22 protein-coding genes are annotated in these 22,948 nt (G+C 60.3%); 13 read left to right on the top strand and 9 right to left on the bottom strand.

What is annotated here, in order from left to right:
• Positions 1–65: 65 nt before the first annotated feature.
• The gene (locus tag GA0061105_RS06695) at positions 66–1,124 is read left to right on the top strand and encodes an aldo/keto reductase (protein ID WP_092748922.1); all 1,059 of its coding nucleotides are present in this window, start codon (positions 66–68) and stop codon (positions 1,122–1,124) included.
• 97 nt (positions 1,125–1,221) lie between these two features.
• Positions 1,222–2,265, top strand: coding sequence for a DUF2278 family protein (locus GA0061105_RS06690; protein ID WP_092748920.1), 1,044 nt, complete (start codon positions 1,222–1,224; stop codon positions 2,263–2,265).
• Positions 2,266–2,568: 303 nt separating this feature from the next.
• On the opposite strand, the gene GA0061105_RS06685 is transcribed toward GA0061105_RS06690, so the two are convergent.
• The gene (locus GA0061105_RS06685; protein WP_092748918.1) at positions 2,569–3,789 is read right to left on the bottom strand and encodes an aminotransferase-like domain-containing protein; all 1,221 of its coding nucleotides are present in this window, start codon (positions 3,787–3,789) and stop codon (positions 2,569–2,571) included.
• A 308-nt stretch (positions 3,790–4,097) separates the two neighbouring features.
• On the opposite strand from GA0061105_RS06685, the gene GA0061105_RS06680 reads away from it, so the two are divergent.
• The 5 genes from GA0061105_RS06680 (at position 4,098) to GA0061105_RS06660 (ending at position 7,891) form a co-directional block, all read left to right on the top strand.
• Positions 4,098–5,198 (top strand): branched-chain amino acid aminotransferase, encoded by a 1,101-nt coding sequence (locus tag GA0061105_RS06680; protein WP_092749069.1) that lies wholly within the window; start codon positions 4,098–4,100, stop codon positions 5,196–5,198.
• 333 nt (positions 5,199–5,531) lie between these two features.
• Positions 5,532–5,783, top strand: coding sequence for a ribbon-helix-helix domain-containing protein (locus GA0061105_RS06675; RefSeq protein ID WP_092748916.1), 252 nt, complete (start codon positions 5,532–5,534; stop codon positions 5,781–5,783).
• Positions 5,767–6,102, top strand: coding sequence for a type II toxin-antitoxin system RelE/ParE family toxin (locus GA0061105_RS06670; protein WP_092748914.1), 336 nt, complete (start codon positions 5,767–5,769; stop codon positions 6,100–6,102). Before GA0061105_RS06675 ends, GA0061105_RS06670 begins: the two co-directional genes overlap by 17 nt.
• Positions 6,092–6,679: a class I SAM-dependent methyltransferase gene (locus tag GA0061105_RS06665; RefSeq protein ID WP_092748912.1), complete on the top strand. Its 588-nt coding sequence runs from the start codon at positions 6,092–6,094 to the stop codon at positions 6,677–6,679. The genes GA0061105_RS06670 and GA0061105_RS06665 overlap by 11 nt, the downstream gene beginning before the upstream one ends.
• Before the next feature lie 468 nt (positions 6,680–7,147).
• Complete coding sequence (locus tag GA0061105_RS06660; RefSeq protein WP_064694592.1) at positions 7,148–7,891, top strand: TIGR04290 family methyltransferase; 744 nt, start codon at positions 7,148–7,150, stop codon at positions 7,889–7,891.
• Positions 7,892–7,917: 26 nt separating this feature from the next.
• On the opposite strand, the gene GA0061105_RS06655 is transcribed toward GA0061105_RS06660, so the two are convergent.
• Positions 7,918–9,666: a hypothetical protein gene (locus GA0061105_RS06655; protein WP_092748910.1), complete on the bottom strand. Its 1,749-nt coding sequence runs from the start codon at positions 9,664–9,666 to the stop codon at positions 7,918–7,920.
• Positions 9,667–9,812: 146 nt separating this feature from the next.
• On the opposite strand from GA0061105_RS06655, the gene GA0061105_RS06650 reads away from it, so the two are divergent.
• The 3 genes from GA0061105_RS06650 to GA0061105_RS06640 are packed head-to-tail and all read left to right on the top strand — an operon-like array spanning position 9,813 to position 12,520.
• The gene (locus tag GA0061105_RS06650) at positions 9,813–10,916 is read left to right on the top strand and encodes an inositol-3-phosphate synthase (RefSeq protein WP_064694594.1); all 1,104 of its coding nucleotides are present in this window, start codon (positions 9,813–9,815) and stop codon (positions 10,914–10,916) included.
• The gene (locus GA0061105_RS06645) at positions 10,913–11,512 is read left to right on the top strand and encodes a histidine phosphatase family protein (RefSeq protein WP_092748908.1); all 600 of its coding nucleotides are present in this window, start codon (positions 10,913–10,915) and stop codon (positions 11,510–11,512) included. The genes GA0061105_RS06650 and GA0061105_RS06645 overlap by 4 nt, the downstream gene beginning before the upstream one ends.
• A 33-nt stretch (positions 11,513–11,545) precedes the next feature.
• Positions 11,546–12,520 carry a beta-xylosidase gene (locus GA0061105_RS06640; protein WP_092748906.1) on the top strand — a complete coding sequence of 325 codons (975 nt, stop codon included), beginning with the start codon at positions 11,546–11,548 and terminating at the stop codon, positions 12,518–12,520.
• Here GA0061105_RS06640 and GA0061105_RS06635 read toward each other — a convergent pair.
• From GA0061105_RS06635 to GA0061105_RS06625, 3 genes are all read right to left on the bottom strand, one after another.
• On the bottom strand, positions 12,494–13,795 hold the full coding sequence (locus GA0061105_RS06635; RefSeq protein WP_092748904.1) for a Coenzyme F420 hydrogenase/dehydrogenase, beta subunit C-terminal domain: 1,302 nt from the start codon (positions 13,793–13,795) through the stop codon (positions 12,494–12,496). The genes GA0061105_RS06640 and GA0061105_RS06635 overlap by 27 nt on opposite strands.
• A 115-nt stretch (positions 13,796–13,910) precedes the next feature.
• A complete protein-coding gene (locus GA0061105_RS06630) occupies positions 13,911–14,969 on the bottom strand; it encodes a polysaccharide pyruvyl transferase family protein (protein ID WP_092748902.1) in 1,059 nt (352 codons plus the stop codon).
• A 229-nt stretch (positions 14,970–15,198) separates the two neighbouring features.
• On the bottom strand, positions 15,199–15,498 hold the full coding sequence (locus tag GA0061105_RS06625) for an AraC family ligand binding domain-containing protein (RefSeq protein WP_092748900.1): 300 nt from the start codon (positions 15,496–15,498) through the stop codon (positions 15,199–15,201).
• 201 nt (positions 15,499–15,699) lie between these two features.
• On the opposite strand from GA0061105_RS06625, the gene GA0061105_RS06620 reads away from it, so the two are divergent.
• Together GA0061105_RS06620 and GA0061105_RS06615 are read left to right on the top strand one after the other, a co-directional pair.
• Positions 15,700–16,377 (top strand): winged helix-turn-helix domain-containing protein, encoded by a 678-nt coding sequence (locus GA0061105_RS06620; RefSeq protein ID WP_092748898.1) that lies wholly within the window; start codon positions 15,700–15,702, stop codon positions 16,375–16,377.
• Positions 16,364–17,758, top strand: a complete 1,395-nt coding sequence (locus GA0061105_RS06615; RefSeq protein WP_092748896.1) for a sensor histidine kinase — start codon at positions 16,364–16,366, stop codon at positions 17,756–17,758. Before GA0061105_RS06620 ends, GA0061105_RS06615 begins: the two co-directional genes overlap by 14 nt.
• Here the strand turns inward: GA0061105_RS06615 and GA0061105_RS06610 are convergent.
• From GA0061105_RS06610 to GA0061105_RS06600, 3 genes are all read right to left on the bottom strand, one after another.
• A complete protein-coding gene (locus GA0061105_RS06610) occupies positions 17,685–18,530 on the bottom strand; it encodes a glycosyltransferase family 25 protein (protein ID WP_092748894.1) in 846 nt (281 codons plus the stop codon). The genes GA0061105_RS06615 and GA0061105_RS06610 overlap by 74 nt on opposite strands.
• Positions 18,531–18,806: 276 nt before the next feature.
• Positions 18,807–19,826 carry a ketol-acid reductoisomerase gene (gene ilvC, locus GA0061105_RS06605; RefSeq protein WP_092748892.1) on the bottom strand — a complete coding sequence of 340 codons (1,020 nt, stop codon included), beginning with the start codon at positions 19,824–19,826 and terminating at the stop codon, positions 18,807–18,809.
• Positions 19,827–19,876: 50 nt separating this feature from the next.
• A complete protein-coding gene (locus tag GA0061105_RS06600; protein WP_208601628.1) occupies positions 19,877–20,542 on the bottom strand; it encodes a TetR/AcrR family transcriptional regulator in 666 nt (221 codons plus the stop codon).
• 170 nt (positions 20,543–20,712) lie between these two features.
• Here GA0061105_RS06600 and GA0061105_RS06595 point away from each other — a divergent pair, with 170 nt between their 5' ends.
• Positions 20,713–21,171, top strand: a complete 459-nt coding sequence (locus tag GA0061105_RS06595; protein WP_092748890.1) for a hypothetical protein — start codon at positions 20,713–20,715, stop codon at positions 21,169–21,171.
• A 26-nt stretch (positions 21,172–21,197) separates the two neighbouring features.
• Here the strand turns inward: GA0061105_RS06595 and GA0061105_RS06590 are convergent, their stop codons facing one another.
• Positions 21,198–22,829 (bottom strand): FGGY-family carbohydrate kinase, encoded by a 1,632-nt coding sequence (locus tag GA0061105_RS06590; protein ID WP_092749067.1) that lies wholly within the window; start codon positions 22,827–22,829, stop codon positions 21,198–21,200.
• Positions 22,830–22,948 lie beyond the last annotated feature (119 nt).

Genomic DNA, 22,948 nt, shown 5'->3' with positions numbered 1-22,948 from the left:
CGCCGCCATTGTCATTCTACCGCGTTGAGGTACGTCGATCCGGTTTCGATGAAGGAGGAGTTTCAATGGAATATCGTCTGCTCGGCCGTTCCGGCCTGAAGATTTCGACTGTGACCATGGGCACGATGACTTTCGGCGGCGTCGGCTGGGCGAAGATGGTCGGCGATCTCGGCGTCGGCGAGGCGAAGAAGATGATCGACATCTGCATTGATGCCGGCGTCAACCTGATCGACACCGCCAACGTCTATTCCTCAGGCGAATGCGAAAAAATCATCGGCGAGGCGCTCGCGGGAAAGCGGCCGCAGGGCGTGCTGCTCGCCACCAAGGCCCGCTTCGGCATGGGCGACGGCCCGAACGACCGCGGCCTGTCGCGCTACCACCTGATCCGCGAATGCGAGGCGAGCCTGGAGCGCCTGAAGACCGATGTCATCGACCTCTACCAGGTGCATGAATGGGACGGCCAGACGCCTCTCGAAGAGACGATGGAGGCGCTTGATACCCTGATCCGCCAGGGCAAGGTGCGTTATGTCGGCTGCTCGAACTATTCCGGCTGGCACATCATGAAGGCGCTCGGCATTGCCAACGAGCACCGCTACCAGCGCTTCGTCAGCCAGCAGATCCATTACACGCTGGAAGCCCGCGACGCCGAATACGAGCTGCTGCCGATCTCGATCGACCAGGGCCTCGGCGTGCTGGTCTGGAGCCCGCTCGCCGGCGGCCTGCTTTCCGGCAAACACCGCCGCAACCAGGCCGCGCCCGAAGGTACGCGCCAGTTCGCCGGCTGGACCGAGCCTCCGATCCGCGACGAGAACCGCCTCTGGAACATCGTCGAGACGCTGGTGGCGATCGGCGAGGAGCGCGGCGTTTCCGCCGCTCAAGTGGCGCTTGCCTGGCTGATCGGCCGCAAGGCGGTCACCTCGGTCATCATCGGCGGGCGCACCGAAGCCCAGTTCCGCGACAACATCGCCGCCGCCGAACTGAAGCTCACCGATGAAGAGCGCAAACGCCTCGACGCCGTCAGCCTGCCGCCGGTAATCTATCCCTACTGGCACCAGTTGAACACGGCGAGCGACAGGCTCGGCGAAGCCGACCTCGAGCTTTTCGGCCCGCATCTCCAGCAATAGGATAGAAGATCAAGCACGACGCGGTGAAAGACAGCGTCACAAAAGATGCGCTTTCACCGTGTTAGTCTGCGGGCCCGCCACTCCCGCGAGGCTCTCCATGCTGAAGAATTACAAGGTCTTGAAAGGCACCGCAAGCGCGCTCGCCCTTGACGACGACAACGATCCCCATATCGAGATCCGCATCGAGGCGAACGGCGTCAGCTATCGCATCGCGCTGAACGTCCGCTCCAAAATGTCGCCGCACGACCTGCTTTACGCCAATATCGTCGATTTCACGCATGCGACGCTGACGGAGGCGCTCGAAGCCCTGCCGATGGGCCTGACCGACATCCGCAGAGACCGGCCTGAGCTCGCGATCGATTATGTCCGCGGCGGGATGATCGAGCGCGAGGATATGGACGTCGCGCCCTTCCAGCTCTCCGGCCCGAAGAACGACCTGCGCGAATTCATCGAGCCGATCGTCGAGGAAGGCATTGCCAATCCCGATATCCATTTCTACGCCTTCGGCGAAGCCTGGGGACCGGAGCACAACAAGCCCGACCAATATTTCGATTTCGAGCCGGGCAACGGTATCCACGACATCCACATGAACCAGGGTGACGGCGGCAGCTTCAAGGCCACCAATGGCCCGAACCAGGACGGGGCGCTGCTCGTCCACTTTACCGATACCGACGAATGGGCGGCGATCTTCCTCTGCTTCCAGTCGCAGAACTGGAACACCGATGCGGAGACCGGTCATCCGGTTTCGGAAAACCGCGGCGGCCAGGGTCGCGGCGAAGGCACGCGCCGGCCGCAGCCGATCGTCGCCTCGTCGCTGCGCATCATCGCCGCGCTGATCAACCCGGTGAACGGCGAAGGCGGCATCGAGAATGAGACGGTGACGATCATCAACCGCTCCGATATATCTGTATCGCTCGACGGCTGGAAGTTGAAGGACGAAAACGGCCGGACGCAGACGCTGTCTGGAAGGCTTGCCGCAGGCGAGATCCGCACCTTTGCGCTCGACGCCGAAGCCGGCGGCCCGCAGCTCGCCAACCGCGGCGGCGACATCATCCTGCTCAACACCGACGGAGCAGTCGCCGACCGCGTCGGCTACGGCAAGAGCGAAACGGCCAACGAGGGCTGGACGACGATTTTTTGATTGGCGTTCCGGCTGGCTGGTTTGCCAAGCGTGGCAACGCGCCGTGGCTGGATTCCTGTGACGAGCACAGGAATGACGGAAGAGAGGGCGCGCCGTGCAGCCCCCTCATCTGCCTGCCGGCATCTTCTCCCCGCTGGGGAGAAGCAGAATCGTGGCAACGTCTCATTTCCTAGAAACGTCTGCGGTGGAAAGAGAAGCAAGCGGCTTGCTCCCCTCTTCTCCCCAGCGGGGAGAAGGTGGCCCGAAGGGTCGGATGAGGGGGCTGCACGGCACAACGGTTATCGTTGCACCCACTCCCAACACTCACTCACCCATCTCCTCAGCAATCAACCGACCCAACCGACCAATCCCGTCCTCGATCATCTGCTCATTCGCGCAGGAGAAGCTGACGCGGAAGGTATTGGCGCCGGAGCCGTCGGCGAAGAAGGCCTTGCCGGGCACAAAGGCGACCTTGGCGCTCTCGAGCGATTTCGCCAGCAGCTTGGCGCCGTCCATGCTCTCCGGCAGCGTGATCCAGATGAACATGCCGCCCTCCGGCTTCGTCCAACTGATGCCCTTCGGCATATATTTCTGAAGCGCCGCCAGCATGCAGTCGCGGCGCCCGATATAGGCGGCCTTGATCTTTGCGACCTGCGCATCGAAACCGCGCTCGGCGACCTGTGTGATGGCGATCTGGTTGATCGTCGAGGAATGCAGGTCGGCCGCCTGCTTCATCAGCACCAGCTTGCGGATGACAGGCGCATTGGCGACGATGAAGCCGACGCGCAGGCCGGGCGCGAGAGTCTTGGAGAAGCTGCCGCAATAGATCGTGCGCGTATCGTTGATATGGCCCTTCTCGGCGATTTCGAGCGCCAGGATCGGCGGGATCGGATCGCCGTCGTAACGCAGCGACTGATAGGCTCCATCCTCGATGACGGCGACATCGAGCTCTTCGGCAAGCGCTAGCACCCGCTGGCGGCCGGCGAGATCGACGGTTTCGCCTGTGGGATTGGAGAAATCGGCGGAGAGATAGGCAAACTTCACTTTGCCGCCAGCAGCGGCCGCGGCGACGCGATAGGATTCGGGTGTCCGGTTGCCGTTCGGCGTCAACTGGTCGTAGGCCGGTTCATAGGCGTTGAAGGCCTGCAGGGCGCCAAGATAGGTCGGCCAGGTCACGAGCGCGGTATCATTGGGCGACAGGAAGAGCTTGCCGAGATAATCGAGCCCCTGCTGCGAGCCGGAGACGATGAAGACATTGTCGAGTTCGCAGGGAATACCGAGCGCCGCCATCTGCCTGGCCAGCCATTCGCGCAAAGGCTTGTAACCTTCGCTCAGCGAATATTGCAGCGCCGAGTTGACCGCAGCACCCGAGAAAATATCTGCATAGGCCCGCTGGAATTCCTCGGCCGGAAACAGCGCCGGATCCGGTATGCCGCCGGCAAAGGAAATGATGTCGGGCTGGTCGAGAAGCTTCAGGAGTTCGCGGATTTCGGATGCGCGCATGCGCGACGAGCGCGACGCAAACATGGTGTCCCAGTTCAGCATGGAGTTTCCTCGTATTTTCTATGCTTCCGACAAAACATGCGCGGGAAATTATGTCAATAATACTGACCTATTTTCTTGTCATGGTGACAACCGAATCCTTTCGGATGCTGCTGATGTCTCGGATTCACTTGATGGTGACGCCATCCATGATCGAAGGCGCTCGATTCGGAATTTGTTGCTCGACGTCAGCCACATCAAGCGATTATTCCTCTGATCAAGCCGAAACCGGCTGCTTCAGACCTTTCCAAAACCGGCTCGGCGGCGGTAGTGTCGCCGCCACTATTCATTTTACTATCAAGGTGCCAGCAATGACCGTGACGTCGGCCTCTCCTGAAATCAAAATCGAACTCCACAAGTCCCCGGTCTCGGACGCCAACCGCATCCAGGCACTGGAGGCACCCGGCTTCGGCAAGATCTTCACGGATCACATGGTCCTGGCCCGATGGACTGCCGACAAGGGCTGGCACGACGCGAAGGTTACGCCCAGGCGGCCCTTGGAGCTCGATCCTGCAAGCGCCGTGCTGCACTACGCTCAGGAAATCTTCGAGGGCATGAAAGCCTACAAGGCAGATGATGGCCGGATTCTGCTCTTCCGGCCTGAAGAGAATGCGCGCCGCTTCGCGCAGTCGGCGACCCGCATGGCGATGCCTCCTGTGCCCGAAGAACTCTTCCTGAAGGCGGTCGAAGCACTGGTTCGCGTTGACAAGGCCTGGATTCCGTCCGGCGACGCCAGCCTTTACCTCCGCCCCTTCATGTTCGCCAACGAGGCGTTTCTCGGCGTTCGCCCGGCTCAGGAATATGTCTTCTGCATCATCGCCTCTCCGGTCGGCGCCTATTTCAAGGGCGGCGCGAAGGCCGTCTCCCTTTGGGTCGAGACCGAATACACCCGTGCAGCCAGCGGCGGCACCGGCGCTGCAAAATGCGGCGGAAACTACGCAGCCAGCCTCGTGGCGCAAGCCGAGGCGTCGAAGAGGGGTTGTGACCAGGTCGTCTTTCTCGATGCCGCGGAGCATCGCTGGGTCGAAGAACTCGGCGGAATGAACGTCTTCTTTGTGATGAAAGATGGATCGATCGTAACCCCGCCCCTCGGCGGCACCATCCTGCCGGGCATCACTCGGGCTTCCGTCATCGTGCTCGCCGAGGAAAGGGGCTTGCGCGTGGAGCAGCGTCCCTACTCCTTCGCGGAATGGCAGGAGGATGCCGCCAGCGGCCGGCTCGTCGAAGCCTTCGCTTGCGGCACCGCCGCGGTCCTCGCGGGCATCGGTCTGGTTCGACATGCCGGCGGCGAGTTTCTGGTCGGAGACGGACAGACCGGCAAGCTGACCAGCGAACTGCGCCAGCAGCTCGTCAGCCTGCAGAAGGGCGTAACGAACGATGAGCACGGCTGGACACGCCTCATCACCGCCTGAACTTCCAAACGTTCCACGCGAACGGCGGCGTCAACACCGACACGGTGGGCGCCGCTCTCGGCCTCGCCCGCAAAGCGGTCGGGCTAGCGGCAGTTCTCAAACTCGCAACCGCGATGCGTACATTTTCACCACGGCCGAGTGTCATGATGCCGATATCCTGACGTGCGCTGCCCATTCAGGGATATCGAGCACGCCGTTCACATCGATAGAAAAGACTGCCTATTATGTGACCCAAGAGCTCGACGGCGGCCCGCAACGCTTCTATCACACAGTGGGAATGGCAACTGGCATCAGGGACAGCTGAACCGGCACGCACGGACGGCAGCGAATTCAATGGCGAAAATGACGATCTCGCTACCGGATGATCTGGCGGATTATGTTGCGCGCCGTGTCGCAAGCGGCAGATACGACAGTGCCGACGCATTCCTGACTGAGCTGATCGTCAAGGACCAGGACGATCGAAAACTCGACGACGAAGAACTGCGCGACATTCTGAGAAAGGCCGAGGAGAGCGGCGTCGGCGAACGGCGCATTCCCGATATCCTGTTGGACACGAAGGCGAAGCTGCGTGACACCTACCTATAGGCTGACCCGAATGGCGGACGCCGTGCTGGCAGGCATCGACGAATATGCCAGTCTGCATTTCGGCGAAGCCCAAGCCGATGCCTATCTTCTCGACTGGGACCGGATTTTCATCCTTCTTTCGCGCGTGCCCTCCATGGGAGATGAATGTGGCGAGCTCGGCGCTGGCCTGCGCCGCCTCCTCCACATGCGTCATGTTGCGTTCTACCGGCAAATACCGGACGGCATCCTCGTCATCGACATCATCGGCGCCGACCGGCTTGCCGAAAGACATCTCCAATCCAACCGACGATCCGGACCGGCCGCTCCCCATGCCCCATGACCGCACCTCCGCCTTCTACGACAACAACGCCGAGATATACGCCAACCGAGCGCGAAGCCTGCCGAAACTGAAGCTCGACGCTTTTCTTGCCCGACTTGCGCCAGGGGCCGCGATCCTCGAACTTGGCTGCGGCGGCGGCCAGGACAGCGCCTACATGCTCTCTCAAGGCTTCGACGTGACCGCAACTGACGGCTCGCCTCAACTCGCAAGACAGGCCGAGGCACGAATCGGCAGGACGGTTAAGATCATGCTCTTTGAGGATCTGAACGCCGAGGCCGCTTTCGACGGCGTCTGGGCCGAGGCGAGCCTCCTTCATGTCCCAAGGCCGAACCTGCCTGATGTTTTCACCCGTATTCACCGCGCGCTCAGAACCGGCGGCATCCTCCACGCAAGCTTCAAGTCGGGAGAAGCCGAAGGGCATGACAACTTAGGGCGCTATTACAACTATCCATCCGCCGGTTGGCTATCGAAGCTTCTGACGGCAGGCGGCTGGCGCAACCTCGCGATCGAGGAAAGCGATGGCGGCGGATATGACGGCAAGCCGACCCGGTGGCTCATCGTGAGTGCGCAACGATAAAGGTCGCAGCTTCGCCGCGTGTCCAGCGACAGTCTTGGCGCCGTTGGCTCCCGGGCTCTTCGCGTGGGCCGAGCCCTGTAGAATTTCGCACGATATTGCCGGATTTTTCTTTTTCAGCGGGAACCGAAAACCATCGAGAGGGTTCGACCACAATCTGACGAACCCGGCTAAAGCTGAACATGCCGCAGGTATCTCGAAAGCGGACGAAGATTGGACGGGGAGATACCGAAGATCTCTTATTGACCACCTGTCTGCCTGGATGGATAGCCCGATCTCTCGCCAGAAGTGGAATTCACCGAATGAGCCAATTGGCAGACAAGAAGAACGCTGAACTTCTTCAGCTCGATGGGATTGGCCCGCGGTCCGTCGAACACATACGCTCGGCGATCAGAAAGTTCAAACGTAACCGAACACACATCTCGGCGGCGCATTCGAAGGAATGATCGGCGTTGATGATTGGAGTGAGGAATGAACGAGAAGGCTCGACTGGAAAGCGACATCGCAGCCCTGGGGCCATGGTTTCACAATCTGCGGATTAACGGCGTCCAGACCGCACCGGATCATTTCCTCGGTGACTACCCGTCCTTCAAATGGGCCCATTTTCAGCAGGTTGTGCCTGAAGATCTCCGCGGGTGCAGTGTTCTCGACATCGGCTGCAACGCCGGGTTCTACTCGCTTGAGATGAAGAGAAGAAATGCAGGACGGGTCGTCGGAATCGATTCCGACCCGCATTATCTCAGGCAAGCCGAATTCGCCGCCAGACAGACAGGTGCGGATATCGAGTTCAAGCTGATGTCGGTGTACGAGGTGGAAAAACTCAGGGAGAGATTTGACCTGGTTCTTTTCATGGGTGTCCTTTATCACCTGCGGCATCCGCTGTTGGCACTCGATCTTCTGCATGAGCATGTCGTCGGCGGAAAGATGCTGTTTCAATGCATGCAGCGCGGTGAAGAGGAAGTCGCGGCACTCAGCCAGAATTATGACTTCTTCAACGCGGCAATATTTGAGCAGCGCGGCTTTCCAAAACTATATTTCGTGGAGGAACGCTACGCCGGCGACCCCACCAATTGGTTCATTCCGAACAAGGCGGCTGTCGAAGCAATGCTGAGAAGCGCTGGCTTTGTCATTCGTGCTAATCCGGAACGGGAAGTCTATCTGGTGGAACATGGAACCCGCCATCCGATGGCGGAACCCCCTCCGTCACTTTGCTGATAAACCTCCGATCCAGACCGCCGCGGTCAGGATCCAATCAATTTCAGCAGGCGGTCCAGGTAACGTTTGATGGTGCACTCAATACGCTCGGTCTCGCCGCAATCGACGCTCGCCCTAGCCTGCGACCATAGCCCTATTTGAAAACCGAGATAACATCCCTCAAAAAACTCGAGTACGTCGTCGCGCAAATCGCAGTCCGCTTCCCGGCCGACGAGCTCGACAACACGATGGCGCTCCTTGCTCGAGAGTTCGAATTCCACGCCGGCACCCGCGACGTCCCAGGCAATGTCCTGGCATCCAATCAGATCATGGGCTGCATTATGATCGAGCGCATCCGTCTTGATGATTCGCCCTGTAGGGGTGGTCAGCCATTCCCATAGGTGAAGCCGGTTGTCCGTATCGACCCGTCGCAATCGTCCGGATAGGCGCTCGGGCGTGCCTATCACACGCGGCAATTTTTTTGCTATGTCTGATCCTGCCGCTTCCGCAATGTTGAACATAGCCATTTCGCCAAGCTCCTGGATCGAGGCGCCGCTGTTTCGTGCCGAAAGGTGACGGGCACGAAAACCGAGATAACGTCCGAGGTGATCCACGATGTGGCGCCTGCCTACACCGCTTTCTTCGAGGGGCGTTCCTCCTAGCCATTCGTCGATAATAAATCCGTGACAGGTGCCGACAATCCTAGGAATAAAGCCGGCTTCGCTCAGCAAAGAGCCTGTCTTGGCCTTGTCGACTGCGCCCCCGCAAAGCCCGGCAAACTTGACATGCCAGGCACCTCCTTCGGCTTCCATCAGGAATTTGCGTTTTTCCATCTGCATATAGCTCGGCGGCCAATGCGAGGGATCGCGATACCGAACAGCCCGCCATGCGCCACCGGAGAGGTCCCGCCACGACGAACGCGCAACTCCGACAACATCGGCCGCCCATGTCTGCAGACGATGTTTTGGATCTTGCGCCTTCAGGATAAGATCGTCGAAGCTGACGACATGGCGTGGCCGATCTCGCCAACGGGTGCGATGCGTCTCGCTTGCATGCCGGCCCGGTTCACCTGTATGGCTCGGGAAAAAATGAAGCCGATCAGGCGCCACACCGTTGGCCTGCAACCAGTCACCTACGCAGCCGAACGAACTCCCGGATAGACCCGGCCCTTCATCGACGATGGCAAAATCGGCTTCGGGGTCGGCAAGAATGCGCCTGGACAAAGCCGGTGTGACGCTCACGTGCCGCTCGAAGGGATGGCCAGTTGGCCGCAGCGAATAGGCCGGCTCGGCACCCAAGGCTGCCGAGACCATAGCCGCGAGGCCGATCCCGATGCTTCGTATGCCGATGACGACTGTTTTGGGCGTCAGATTCGAGATCGAAGCCGCCTCGATATAGCTCTCGGGATACAAAGCGTAAAAGGCGTATCCCTCTGCGCGCTTCATCCGCACCGGATCGGCACTGGCAAGAAAATCCAGTTCGGCTGTCCAATCCTCCGGAAAGGAAAGACTGCCGGCAAACCCGTTTCGCCACGACTGCATGATCGCCCGTGCCTGCATGTGCAGAAGTTTCGCGCCTGCGTCCTGAAGTTCGGACAGATCATCCGCGCCTCTTCTCCCGAATTCCTGATCAGCCAGTCCCTGAAGCAGCTCTCCAGTGAGGATGAACGCTCGAACCAGGGTTTCGTGGCGCTGTCGGCTTGGCTGCATTCCGATGCACGCCAACATCATTGTTGAAATCGATGCGCGTACTGCCGCTGCGCTCTCGATGCGCTCGACATCGCCATAGACCAGCATCCGGTCCTCTCCTTTGTAGCAATGCCTGCCCGAACTCGTTGGATGATCGTTAGACGCGATTGAAATAATCGGGAGGGTCGGGAACCGTGACAGCTCCCGCTTGTTAGCTTTGTAGATGCCTCGGCAAGCAGCCCTTGGAGGGAACCATGCGTTCGAAATCCATTCGCGTTGGATTGGTGGGAGTTGGCAATTGCGCCTCGTCATTGGTTCAAGGACTTACCTACTATGATAACGCCCGGGAAAACGAGCCGGTTCCAGGCCTCATGCACATTGATCTCGGTGGATATCATGTGTGCGATATAGAAATATCCGCCGCCTTCGATGTCGCAGCTTCAAAGGTAGGGCGTGATGTCGCGGAAGCGATCTACGCCGAGCCAAACAACACGCAACGTTTCGCAGATGTCGCCCCGATGGGGGTCGAGGTAAAACGCGGCAGGACGATGGACGGGATAGGGAAGTACCTTAAGGATTGGATCGAGGAATCAACGGAGCCGCCGGCGGACGTGGCGGAAATCCTCAGACAAACCCGCACCGACGTACTGGTTTCCTATCTTCCCGTTGGCTCGGAAGAAGCAACGAAGTGGTACGCTGAACAGGCGCTCGCGGCAGGTTGCGCCTTCATCAATTGCATCCCTGTATTCATTGCCTCCAAACCGGAATGGCAGCAGAAGTTCGCCGCCCGAAAGCTGCCGATCATCGGCGACGACATCAAAAGCCAGGTGGGCGCAACGATCGTCCACAGAATGCTCGTCAATCTCTTCCGCGAACGGGGCGTCCGTGTCGATCGCACCTATCAGCTCAATTTCGGCGGAAACACCGATTTCCTCAATATGCTCGAGCGGGAGCGGCTGGAATCAAAGAAAATCTCCAAGACCCAGTCGGTCACCAGCCAATTGGACATTCCGCTTCCTGCCGACGACGTACATGTCGGACCAAGCGACCATGTCCCGTGGCTCACCGATCGAAAATGGGCTTATATCCGTCTCGAGGGCACCACTTTCGGAGGCGTGCCACTCAATGCAGAGCTCAAGCTCGAGGTGTGGGACTCCCCCAATTCCGCCGGCGTGGTCATCGATGCAATCCGCTGCGCGAAACTGGCCCTCGACCGAGGCATAGGCGGAGCCCTGACAGGGCCGTCGAGCTATTTCATGAAATCGCCGCCGCAACAATTCACGGACTACGAGGCCCGTCGCCAAACGCAGAACTTCATCGATGACCAGGAGGATGTTCTGCGTGGAGCCGCGGAATGACGGCAACGTTCTTCCTGATACGTCACGCCGCGCACGACAATGTCGGGAATTTCCTGGCGGGCCGTGCAGCTGGAATTTCGCTGGGCGAAGCCGGCCGCTCGCAAGTTCAGCGGCTCGGACAGAGGCTGCGCCGCGAGGACATCAATGAGATCTACACCAGCCCGCGCGAACGAACACGCGAGACGGCAGTAGGCATAGCATCAGCCTGTGGCCTGTCTCTGCCGCAAACAGACGATGCTTTGGACGAAGTGAATTTCGGCAACTGGTCCGGAAAGACCTTCGACATTCTCAATGACGATCCCCTGTGGCGCCGCTGGAACACCACACGCAGCCTCACCCGCACGCCCGGAGGCGAGACAATGCTGGACGTCCAAACTCGGATTCTTGGCCTCATAGAGACTTTGGCCACCGTCGGCAACGACAGGCGAATAGCTCTGGTGTCTCATGCCGATGTCATCAAGGCGGCTGTGAGTCATGTTCTGGGACTGCCGATCGACGCTTGGCCCAGATTTGATATTGCTCCCGCCTCCGTCACGACGATCGTGATCGGCGACTGGGGTGCAAAAGTGATGACGCTCAATGAAGCGACCTTGTAACCCGTCCGATTAATCCTGCCACGGGGAAGTCAAATGATCGAAGCTGCCATGATCTGGAACGAGCCGAACAACAAATCGCACTGGGATCCTGAAATCGATCCTGAATGGAGCCTGTTTGCGCAAATGGCAATCCTCGCGGCCGATGCCATCGCAGCCAAGAATCCCGACCTAACAAAGGTGCTCGGCGGAATATCGCCGATCGATCCCTTCTTCATCGGCCGAATGAAGAACTACGGCGTGCTCGATCACCTCGACGCCGTCGCGCTGCATGGTTTCCCCCTCGACTGGAACCTCTGGCAGATTCATGAGTGGCCGGAGAAAATCAACGAAATTCGCGCTGTCACCGATTTGCCGATCTGGGTCAGCGAAGTGGGTGTCTCTACCTTCGGCGCGGAGGAGGTGCAGTTGTGGGGCCTGCAACGAACTGCGGAATTGCTCAAGGGGAAGGTCGAGCGCTGCCAGTGGTACAGCCTCTACGACCTCCCCCGGTCATGGGAGGCGACCACGCGTCATCGCGAAGCCGAAGGCTCCTCCTATTATCGGCACTACTATATGGGCATTCTACGCGAAGACGGAACGCCCAAACCAGCGTTTGAGGAGTTTGCTAAACACACGCCGGAATTCGGGCTGGTGCAATGGTTCCACTTCGAAGATCCGAGGCTGGATGACGCCGCTGCCTGGATGAGACGGTTGGGCGTAAAATCCGTGCGCACCGGGCTTTCCTGGGCGGACCGGTTCAGGCCCAACGCCCTGGATTGGTTCGACCGACAGATGCGGGCCCTCGAAGACTTCGACGTAACGGTGACATTCTGCTTCACACCGGAGCATCGCGGTATCGCGCCCCACCATACCAGCCCGCCGTTAGTGCCCGAAGAATTCGCCGGATTCTGCGAGGAAATGGTAGAGCGTTATGCACCCCGACAGGATAGCGGATATGTGTCACGCGTCGCCAGGTCAGCTGCCCAATCGCTTGGGCTTGAATCACGTACGTCCCTCGGAGCCGGCTAAACCCAGGCTCTGGACTATCCTGCCAATCGGCCCCCGGGAATAAGCCACTCCTTGATAGCATGCCAAGGCAGCACGAGCCCACAGTATGTAAAGCTGGGGGCAATGCAGGATATCGGCGAGCGAAAAGACGCGATGACTCCAAAAGCTGATCCAATAGCGCATGACATAGACCGCCATGCGCTGCCGAGACAAGCGATGGCTGCCAGCACTGACGCGTTTGCGCGGGCGCATACCCATATGGGGCCAAGTCAATCGAAATGAGAGGCCTTCGCGACGCTGGCGGAATCCAGCGGCTTGGGTGGCTACAACAAAGTCGGAATCGACGTAAGACAGTGCGATCCTCTTCTCCTCGATCCCCGCTTGGATCGCATCGAGCAGCGCTTTTGAGCGGACGATCACCACGTTCGTTCCTCTTCCATCAGAGGAGTAGGGCTCCTTCCAGGCATCCCCGAAAGCGATATCGGCGGTTTCTGCGACGACGTCGTCACAGAAATTGCAGGCGGGGTTCTGAAAGAAGCCCGCACCCCAGTCGCCGTCGACCAGATGCCACCAGTCTTGCGCACATGTCTCTCCGTTTGTGAGGGTCAGTTGAGCCCGATACCAATTTGCAGGTCGATCCTGGGCCTTCTTCCTGTAGTCGAGCCGTTTAACCTGCCTGATGTCCTGACCCATCTGCCACGCGAAGCTCTCGGCCATGCGCGCGCTCTTCATATGGCCGCAAAACAGCCCAAGGGTGACGGCAATTCGCTCGTTCAATATTGGGTCATCGGCACAGGCCAGTCGCACAGCCTTGATGAAACAGGGAATACCAACCACGGCATATCGGCCGGGCGTCTCGCGGATGGACTGAAGCACTCCGGAAAGCTCGACGGGATAGTATCGAGATTTGGCGCCGGCCTGAAGTTCCTGCAGATTACGTGAGAGCGAATAATGAAACAGGCGCCCTTCCAATTGCGGGTCATCGCTCTCCTTGACGTGGGCAACACAATCGACAAGCCCCAGGCGCAGCAATTCCGCCGCCACCCAGGTGACCATGCCTCCGGAGCTGCCGTTGGAACGGTATTCCCCTTCCTCGACGTGGCCGACGAAGGCAGCCTCGAATCGACCCAGCAGAGGGTCTTGTTTTTTCGCGCGGGAGAAATATTCGGCCGCTAATTCGTCCTCGTCCCGGGCAACCGGGGAAAACGGGCAAATTCGGGCAAACTCTTCATCGCGGCCGCGCAACCAAGTCCTCGGGCCTCCCGGCTTCATCTGCCCGTACCGGTCGAGTTCCATGCGCACATCAGGTCGCGATGACCTTGCGACACAGGAACCGCAGCCGATGCAGAGGCCGGCGCCCGCAATATCCTTGGGCGCAATGCCGGGCGCGAGCCGATTCTGTTGACGGGAGCTATTGCAAGGCATGGCTGAGATAGGCGTTAGATGTATCACGCAGGGACGATATGCGCTGCGAAATGCTCGTGGGAAGCGGGTTGCCAAGGATGACGTCCAGCGACGGGATCGTGTCTTCGCTCAGCACATGATGTTCGGCTCGGACGAGCTGCATTAGATCGCGAATCTTGTTGGAACGGTAATCAGAGAGGACACAAGCAAACGGCTTCTCGTTGATGAGCGCGAACACACACCCATGAAAGAAGTTCGTAACAACAGCCGTCGCGTCGGAAATGAATCTGGCGAATTCCTCCGGCCCGGCATCGATCCATTGCTCGTCGGCCCAATCGTTCCGATAGCCGATGCTGACAAGCGGATAGCCCATCTCACCTGCCCATCGGCGCGCTGCATTCTGGAACCACGTGGGAAAACTGTGTCCGTAGACGGCTATATAGGATGCCGCCTCGCCTTCATCTCTGCTCGCGTTCATCGTCTGCGGAAATTGCAGGCACGGGTCGAGAACGAGTTCAGGCGCTATACCCAATGTCTCGCGGATGATCCGCTCCGAATGGAGGTCCCGCACCGAAATATGAGAAAACCTTCGCAGCTTTTCGGCCCAACCCTCCAGCCGCTCCGACGATGTCAGGCTTCCAAACGTCGCGGCATAGGAGACAATACGCTCGCATCGCAGGCCCTCTCCATAAAACACCGGACACCCGCCATACCAGGGATGGCGGAGGTTCCATACCTCGTCGCTGCCGACGACGATAAGCGGATACTCGTCCATTGCGTCAGGATTCTCCAAGGGAAAAGGCGATGAAAGAGGCAAGCCCGCAAACGAGTGAAAAAATTTCCGGATCTTGCATTCGTAAAGTGGGTAGTCTTCCTTCGGCGTTGCGGCAGGAAGCAGCGGTTGCAGCGCGCATCGCCATTCCGCACGGTTCACGCGATCCGACATGTGTTCGAGAAGAACCGCTTCCACTCCCATGGATGCGAGGCCTTCGGCCAGACAGCGTGCCTGCCAATAGGAGCCGTAATTTATGCAGCGGTGAAAGGTAAGAATTCCAGCCTTAGGCATTTGGTCCCTGAAGCAGATCGAATATATTCCACTAACCGAGCAACTCCAGTTACGTTCCCAATAAACCGAAGCTCGCCTCCTGGTTCGCGATCAGATGTTTTCCTGCGAGCACCACTTCGTCATGCCTCCGGCGAAAGGCGGGTCGTCCGACACGATGACGTCGGACAAGTTTTGGTTGCAACAACATCTTTGCTCAAATAAGACGCTTAGATGACGACCAGCCGTCCACCTAAGCGTGCGCCGGCCGCCAATGCGGATAGGTGACATAGGCGGTCAAAGCGCCTTCCTCGTGCGAGCGGATGGTCACCGTCTCTCCCTTCGGCATGTAGACGATCTCACCCGGTCCTGCTGTGACAGTGCCAGCCTCCGTGGAGACCGAAAGCCGTCCTTCCAGAACGATCATGACGTCATCGACTTTAATTGTCTCGCTGAGACTCTGGCCAGGGGCATAGCGTCCGTAGCCGATGGTGATTGGCCCTCCGTCCCGCTCGTCGACCAGATTGCCCACGGAAATGTCTGCGTCTTGCATCGGCGATTGTAAATTTCCGCGTTTTCATCGTCTACCTCCTTGTCCTGCCGGGAGGTAGTGCACCAGCCCGGCCCGCCAAGGACGGCCATCGACATTCGCAGCCGTGCGCCGATACGGCCCAACCTTACCAATCGGTATGTTGTGGCAGGGGCATCCCCTCGGCTAGTTTTCGCCTCCACGCATGCGGGAACGATCAGGCTGATGAAAATCCTGCTTATCGAAGACGACGCGAAGACGTCGGACTATGTCTCCAAGGGTTTTTCTGAGGCAGGCCATGTCTGCGACGTGTTCGCCGACGGTCGCGACAGTCTGTTTCAGGCACAGCGGGAAGCCTATGATGTCATCGTCGTCGACCGCATGCTTCCGGGCCTCGATGGCCTTGCCATCGTCCGCTCGCTTCGTGCCGCCAGGATCGGCACGCCGGCCCTGTTTCTGACGTCGATCGGCGGGGTGGACGACCGCGTCGAGGGACTGGAAGCGGGCGGAGACGATTATCTCACCAAACCCTTCGCTTTCTCCGAGCTTCTGGCCCGCGTCAACGCGCTTGGTCGCCGGTCGCCGGTACAGGAACAGAGGACCGTGCTGAAGGTTGCAGATCTCGAACTCGATCTCATCCGGCGGGAAGCCCGCCGCGCCGGACAAATCATCGAGCTGCAGCCGCGCGAATTTACCCTGCTCGAGGTGCTGATGCGCGCCGAAGGGCGGGTGATCACCAAGACCATGCTGCTGGAGCGGGTCTGGGACTTTCACTTCGATCCGAAGACCAGCGTCGTCGAGACCCATGTCAGCCGGCTGCGGGCGAAGATCGACAAGCCGTTCGGGACACCGCTTCTCCACACGGTCCGCAATACCGGATACAGCCTGCATGCGCCTCGCTAAGCTACGCAGGAGCACACCGTTCCGGCTTGCCGTAACCTTCGGCGTGCTCTTCGTCGTCACCTTTATTTTCAGCGGCGCGATCATGTACCACATGCTGCGCGTCGGCCTCGAGCGCGACCTGGAACAATCGCTTCACGAGATGAATTCGCTGATCGCCTCCGCCTATCAGCCGCAGGACACCGAGGATCTCATCAATACACTGAACAATTATGCAAGCTTCCAATCGACCTCCGACGGGCTCTATTCGCTGATGGATGCGGGCGGGCGCAAGCTTGCCGGAAACTTCGCCGCGCCCCGCATCCCGAACGGCGTCTATACCGTCACCTCACGGAAAGTTGGGTTGAAGGGGCATGAACGTTACCGCATGCAGGTCTCGACGATCGGCCCCTATACGCTTGTGGTCGCCGAAAACTTCAACGATGTCGACGAGATGTTGAGGATCGTTCTGGTGAGCTTCGAATGGGCTGCCGCGATAGCCGTCGCGACCGCCATAGGTGGCGGCGTCTTTCTGGCATTTCGTGCCCAGACGAGGCTGGACAGGGTGGCCAACGTCATGAACGACGTCGCCCACGGCGCGCTCCAGGCCCGCATACCAATCAGCGGAAACGGCGACGATCTCGATACTGTTGCAATCCAGATCAACACGGCTCTGGAGCGGCTCCAGACATTGGTCGAGAGCATGCGGCAGGTAAGTGCCGACATCGCTCACGATCTCAAGACACCACTCAACAGGCTGCGCCTGACACTCGATGCCGCCGTGGCGAGAAACGACCAGCAACTCGACGTCTCAGCTCTTCTCGACGAAGCGAGAAGCGAGAGCGACCGGATCAACGCTACCTTCGCAGCGCTTCTGCGCATTTCCCAAATCGAGGCCGGCGCCCGCAAGGAGCGTTTCCAGGCGACCGACATCGACGATGTGCTTGCTGTCATTTCCGAGGTCTATTCCGATGTCGCCGAAGATGCCGGCCAGTCTCTGGCGATCGCGGAGCGCTGCTCCGCGCTCGTCTGGGGCGACCGCGATCTGCTGACGCAGATGATCGCCAATCTGGTGGAGAACGCCATCAATCACTGTCCCGCCGGAACGGTCATTACGCTCTCCCTTCAGCGCCGGGACAATCGCGCCATATTGTCGGTTGCCGATAGCGGCCCGGGCATTCCTGCCGAAGAACAGGACAAGGTCTTCCGGCGTCTCTATCGCCTCGACAAAAGCCGGACGACGAGCGGAAGCGGCCTTGGCCTCAGCCTGGTCAAGGCGGTTGCCGACCTGCACGCGGCGGAGATCGCTATGGGCGACAACCGTCCCGGCCTCACTGTTTCGATACGCTTTCCGCTGCTGCCGGCCCATCTTTCCAGCCTCGCATCCTCGACGCCGCCAGCCTGATGAAGCGGGCCGCGAAGCGGCGCACTTCAGCCGCCGCGCGATACGGCAGGACGCTCCACGGCCGGCGGCGGCCAAGGCGGTAGGTCGAGAGCCCTGCCTGTATCTGGGAATGGGGATCGGCCCGCTGGCTCACCGGAACCGGATCGACGAAACAGGCTTGCAGCCCCTCGTCGAATTCGAGGTCGAGTGCGAGGTCATAGGGCAGCCGCATGGGAACGAGCGCATCGGCAATCCAGCCGGCGGCCTTGCGATTGATGAGATAGGCGCCAGACCCTTTCTCACGGGTAAGCGCGATCGCCAGCGAGCGCGATGCGGTGAGCGGCTCCACCCTATGCTTGCGCCCGGTATTCACTGTGGAAAGACGCAAAATGTCCCAGGAACCGTTGTGCTCAATGGCTGCGGCGAGCACCTCGGCGAAGTCGTCGTCGAAGTCGAGATCGTCTTCGAGAATGAGAGCGAACTCGCCGCTGCCGGCAAGGAACCTCCTCGCACACTCGACATGGCTGAGATAGCAGCTGATCTCGAAGGGATTGGGTCTGCGCCCATGCCTGCGCAGATAGGACTGCCCGTCGAAATCGCGGCGCGGCAGGGCGATACCGGCGCCATCGACGGCGGGGACCCGCTCGAAGGCGATGCCGCTCTCTGCAAGCAGGCGCTCCATGCGAAACCTGCGGAGCTCTGCCCGGTCAAGATTGATGAGGTAGGTGTTGATCCGCAGGCTGACCGGATGAACTGCCGAAACGATAGCGGCAGCTGTGGCGCGCATGTTCATGAGAGCTGGCCTCGACTTGGTAGCTATGACGACACCAGGCCTGCGCCCGAAAACTCACCGGGACTTCGCGCGAATTATACAATTCCGTAAGGCGCGCAGGTCCCTGCTCCAGCGCAACGAGCAGTCAAGACCCGCGAGGCGGCGCCTGCCATGGCCGAGCTTGCGGTCGAGGAGGCCGTCTCCATCGGCAAGGCCTGACAGCGGCCTTGACGGCGGCGTTTATGCAAATAGCGCGCCGCATGAACGGGGTTCGATGCGGCGCGCGCTGAGAGCAGCTTAGTTCACGCTCTTGTCGACCAGCTTGTTCTTGCCGATCCAGGGCATCATGCCGCGCAGCTTGGCGCCGACTTCCTCGATCTGGTGGCTGTCGTTGTTGCGGCGGATGCCCTTGAAGCGGGCAGCGCCCGACCGGTATTCCTGCATCCACTCGGAGGTGAACTTGCCGGTCTGGATGTCCTTGAGCACGCGCTTCATCTCGGCCTTGGTTTCTTCCGTGATGATGCGCGGGCCGGTGACGTATTCGCCCCACTCGGCCGTGTTGGAAATCGAGTAGTTCATGTTGGCGATGCCGCCTTCATAGATCAGGTCGACGATCAGCTTCACTTCATGCAGGCACTCGAAATAGGCCATTTCGGGAGCGTAGCCGGCCTCGGTCAAAGTTTCGAAACCGGCGCGGATGAGCTCGACAAGGCCGCCGCAGAGAACGACTTGTTCGCCGAAGAGGTCGGTTTCGCACTCTTCGCGGAAGTTGGTTTCGATGATGCCCGAACGACCGCCGCCCACGCCGCAGGCGTAGGAGAGAGCGAGTTCAAGCGCGTTGCCGGAAGCGTTCTGATGAACGGCAACGAGGCAGGGAACGCCGCCGCCCTTCTGGTATTCGCCGCGAACCGTATGGCCTGGGCCCTTCGGAGCGATCATGACGACGTCGACCGAAGCCTTCGGCTCGATCAGGCCGAAATGCACGTTGAGGCCGTGGGCGAAAGCGATCGCAGCGCCGTCGCGGATATTCGGAGCGATGTCCGACTTGTAGATGTCGGCCTGCAGCTCGTCCGGCGTCGCCATCATCATCAGGTCGGCCCAGCCAGCGGCTTCGGCAACCGTCATGACCTTGAAGCCGTCGGCTTCGGCCTTCTTGACCGTCGGCGAACCGGCCTTCAGCGCGATGGCGAGGTTCTGGGCACCGCTGTCCTTCAGGTTCAGCGCATGGGCTCGGCCCTGCGAACCATAGCCGATGACGGCGACCTTCTTGGCCTTGATGAGGTTGAGATCGGCATCACGATCGTAATAGACGCGCATTTGAAGTTCCTTCCCTTGTGCTTGTCCTGTTGATTGTCATTAAGGCGAAATCAGCCGAGAGCCGGCATCTCCGCCAGAACCTTCTCCGTGCCGTAGAGCCGGAGGAAGGAGGTCACCGCCCTCTCCGCCTGGCGCGCAGTATCCTTGAGGCCCGGTTCTCCGAGCAGCATGCGCACATGCAGGTCGGAGACAACAAGGCCGTAAAGCGTGTGGTAAGCCTCGTCGGCATCAGAAAAACGCAGCAGCCCCGCCCTCTTTCCGGCATCGATCAGCGCCATCGCGCGCCGGTCGATCTGGCGGCGGCCGCGCTCGAGCAGGAGCTTGCCGAGCTTCGAGCCGTCGCGATGTGACTGGCCTATGGCGAGCCGGTTCAGCGCCAGCGAGACGTCGCCTGCGAGCACCTCAAGCAGGTCCCGCGCGAAGATGACGACATGATCGTGCAGGCTCGTCGCCGTCAGCCGTTCGCCGTTGCGCTCGAATGTGCGCACCTTGCTCGCCTGATAGGCGATCATCGCCGATAAGAGGCCGTCGCGATCGCCGAACCACTTGTAGAGACTTTCCTTCGAGCAATTGGCGGCGCGCGCAACACCCGAGGTCGTCAGCGCCTTCTCGCCACCATCAACGAGCAGCCGCAGCGCCTGCTCCAGAACGGCGTTCTGGCGCGACGAAAATTCGCTCGGCTCTGCAGTATCGACGGACACGATTATGGCTCCCATTTACGTACCGTACGGTACGGTTCGCGAGCTTTATGCGGCAATCCGATCGGACCGTCAAGCGGGCCCTGGAGATTTTATACGGGAAAGGCCGGTGCTGCACCAGAATTGGATAGGCGGACACCGGATGCAGATTGCATAATGCCGCGAAATGTCATTTACCGGAGACTTCCATGTCGCCTCTATCAGCTGCCCTTCTGGTGACCGGAGCGATGCTCCTGGCAACGACGCCCTTCACCCGCCGCGCCGCCGCGCAGTCGGATAGTGAGGTCTATAACCGGATCGAGGAATTGCACGGCGATGCCGCCGGCTTCGACAGGCCGCTGCGCCAACTCGTGCAGGCGATGCGCGCCGGCGATGCAGAAACCATCGCAGACCTTGCCGAATATCCCTTGAGCGTAAAGGCAGATGGCGAAACCTATGATGTCGAAAACGCCGAGGACTTCATCGAGAATTTCGACGATCTGGTGACGCCGGAGACCCGCCGCGCTGCCGGCCGCCAGCAATATGAGGATCTCTTCGTCAGCAGCGAAGGAGTGATGCTCGCAAATGGCGCCGTCTGGATGGGTGCAGTCTGCGACGACAATGCCTGCGAGGAAAGCCACTGGGCGATCATCGCCATCAACAATTAGTCCGCGGCATTTGTCGCGCAGCGCTGTCAGCCATCGCTGCGAAGCTTGCGCGCCAACGTCTGAAGCTCCTTGAACGCTTCGTAACGCTTGCGGTGGAGATCTGAAATCTCGCCCTCTGACGGCTGAAAACGCTTTTCCACCTTGGTGAGCTCGCTCATCGCCGCTCGGACATCCGCAAATTGCCGGCCGGCGACAGCGCCGAGAATGGCCGCTCCCAGCAATACCGGCTCCTCGGCCTTTGTCGCCACCACCGGCTTGCCGCTCGCATCGGCGAGCAGCTGGCGGACGAAATCGTGCTGGCCGGCCCCGCCGCTGATGACGATGTTCTCGATGGTCACGCCCGCCTCGGCCTGCGTTTCGATGATCTGCCTGAGGCCGTAGCCGATGCCGCAAAGCCCCGCGATATAGAGCGAGACTAAGCTGTCGACATCCCGCTCCATGCCGAGACCGGCAATGACCGCGCGGGCATGCGGATCGGCAAAGGGCGCACGGTTGCCGAGGAATTCGGGAACGACGTGCAGCCCCGCCACCAGCTTGACGGCATCGGAAGGACGGCCCGCCATGCGGGCCGCCATGTCGGCGAGCAAGGCCGGCAACGGAACCCTCTCATTCTTGGAAAGCTCCCTCGCCTCGCCGGCCGCCGGATGGAAGGAGAGGAGATGGTCGATCGCGGCGCCGGCGGCACTCTGGCCGCCCTCGTTCAGCCATAGGCCCGGCACCATCGCCGAGTAATAAGGCCCCCAGACACCGGGCACGAAAGCCGGTTCTGCCGTGGATGTCATCGTGCAGGAAGATGTACCGAAAACATAGGCAAGATTGGCTCGCGGATCGGCGCCGACGGTTCCGACACCGCCGGCATGGGCATCGATCAGCCCGGCTGCCACGGCCGTTCCCGGCGTCAGGCCGAGCTCGTCGGCGGCAGCCACAGTCAGTCCCTGGCCGAGCGCAGAACCGGGCTCGACGATCACCTTGCCGATGCGTGCAAAACCTTCCTCCGCCAGTCCGCCGAGGCCGATCTGATGGAAATAGCCGCTCTCCCACCGCTTTTCATGTGCGAGATAGGTCCACTTGCAGGTGACCGTGCAGGTCGAGCGCGACAGATCGCCGGTCGCCCGCCAAGTGAGGAAATCCGCAAGATCGAAGAACTGCCAGGCGGCATCGAAGATGTCACGGCGGTTTTCCTTCAGCCACAGAAGCTTGGGCGTTTCCATCTCGGGAGAGATGCGACCGCCGACGTAGCGAAGCACATCGTGCCCGAACGCATTGATGCGCTCCGCCTGCGGGACGGCGCGGTGGTCCATCCATACAATGATGTCCCGGTGCGGATCTTCCGAAGGCCCGACGGGAAGCGGCTTGCCGCCTTCGCCGAGGACGACGAGCGAACAAGTGGCGTCGAATCCGAGTCCGACCAAGCAAGCCGGATCGACGCCGGCTGCTGCAACCACCTCTCGTACTGCCGCGCAAACGGCACCCCAGATCTCGGTGCTCGATTGCTCGACGATGGAACCTGGTTCATGAAACAGGCTGATATTCCGCTTGGCGGAGGCAAGCATGCTACCAGCCATATCGAACAGGCCGGCCCGGGCGCTGCCGGTGCCGACATCGACGCCGATGACATATTTGGCGCTGGCTTCCGGGGTGTGGGATGTGTCGCTCATGGTCTCTCGCTTCAATTCGCCTGGGATCGGGTTGGTTGGCAGCTGCGGCCTGATTTCAATCTCTGTCTCTGGAGTGATCGCCGTTTCCAGGGAGGCTGACATTACGCAGTCGCGGCCAC

Origin of the sequence: Rhizobium aethiopicum, assembly GCF_900094625.1 — a bacterium.
GTDB classification, from domain to species: domain Bacteria; phylum Pseudomonadota; class Alphaproteobacteria; order Rhizobiales; family Rhizobiaceae; genus Rhizobium; species Rhizobium aethiopicum.
The sequence above is the reverse complement of the archived record's forward strand: the minus strand, read 5'-3'. Positions and strand labels throughout refer to the sequence as shown.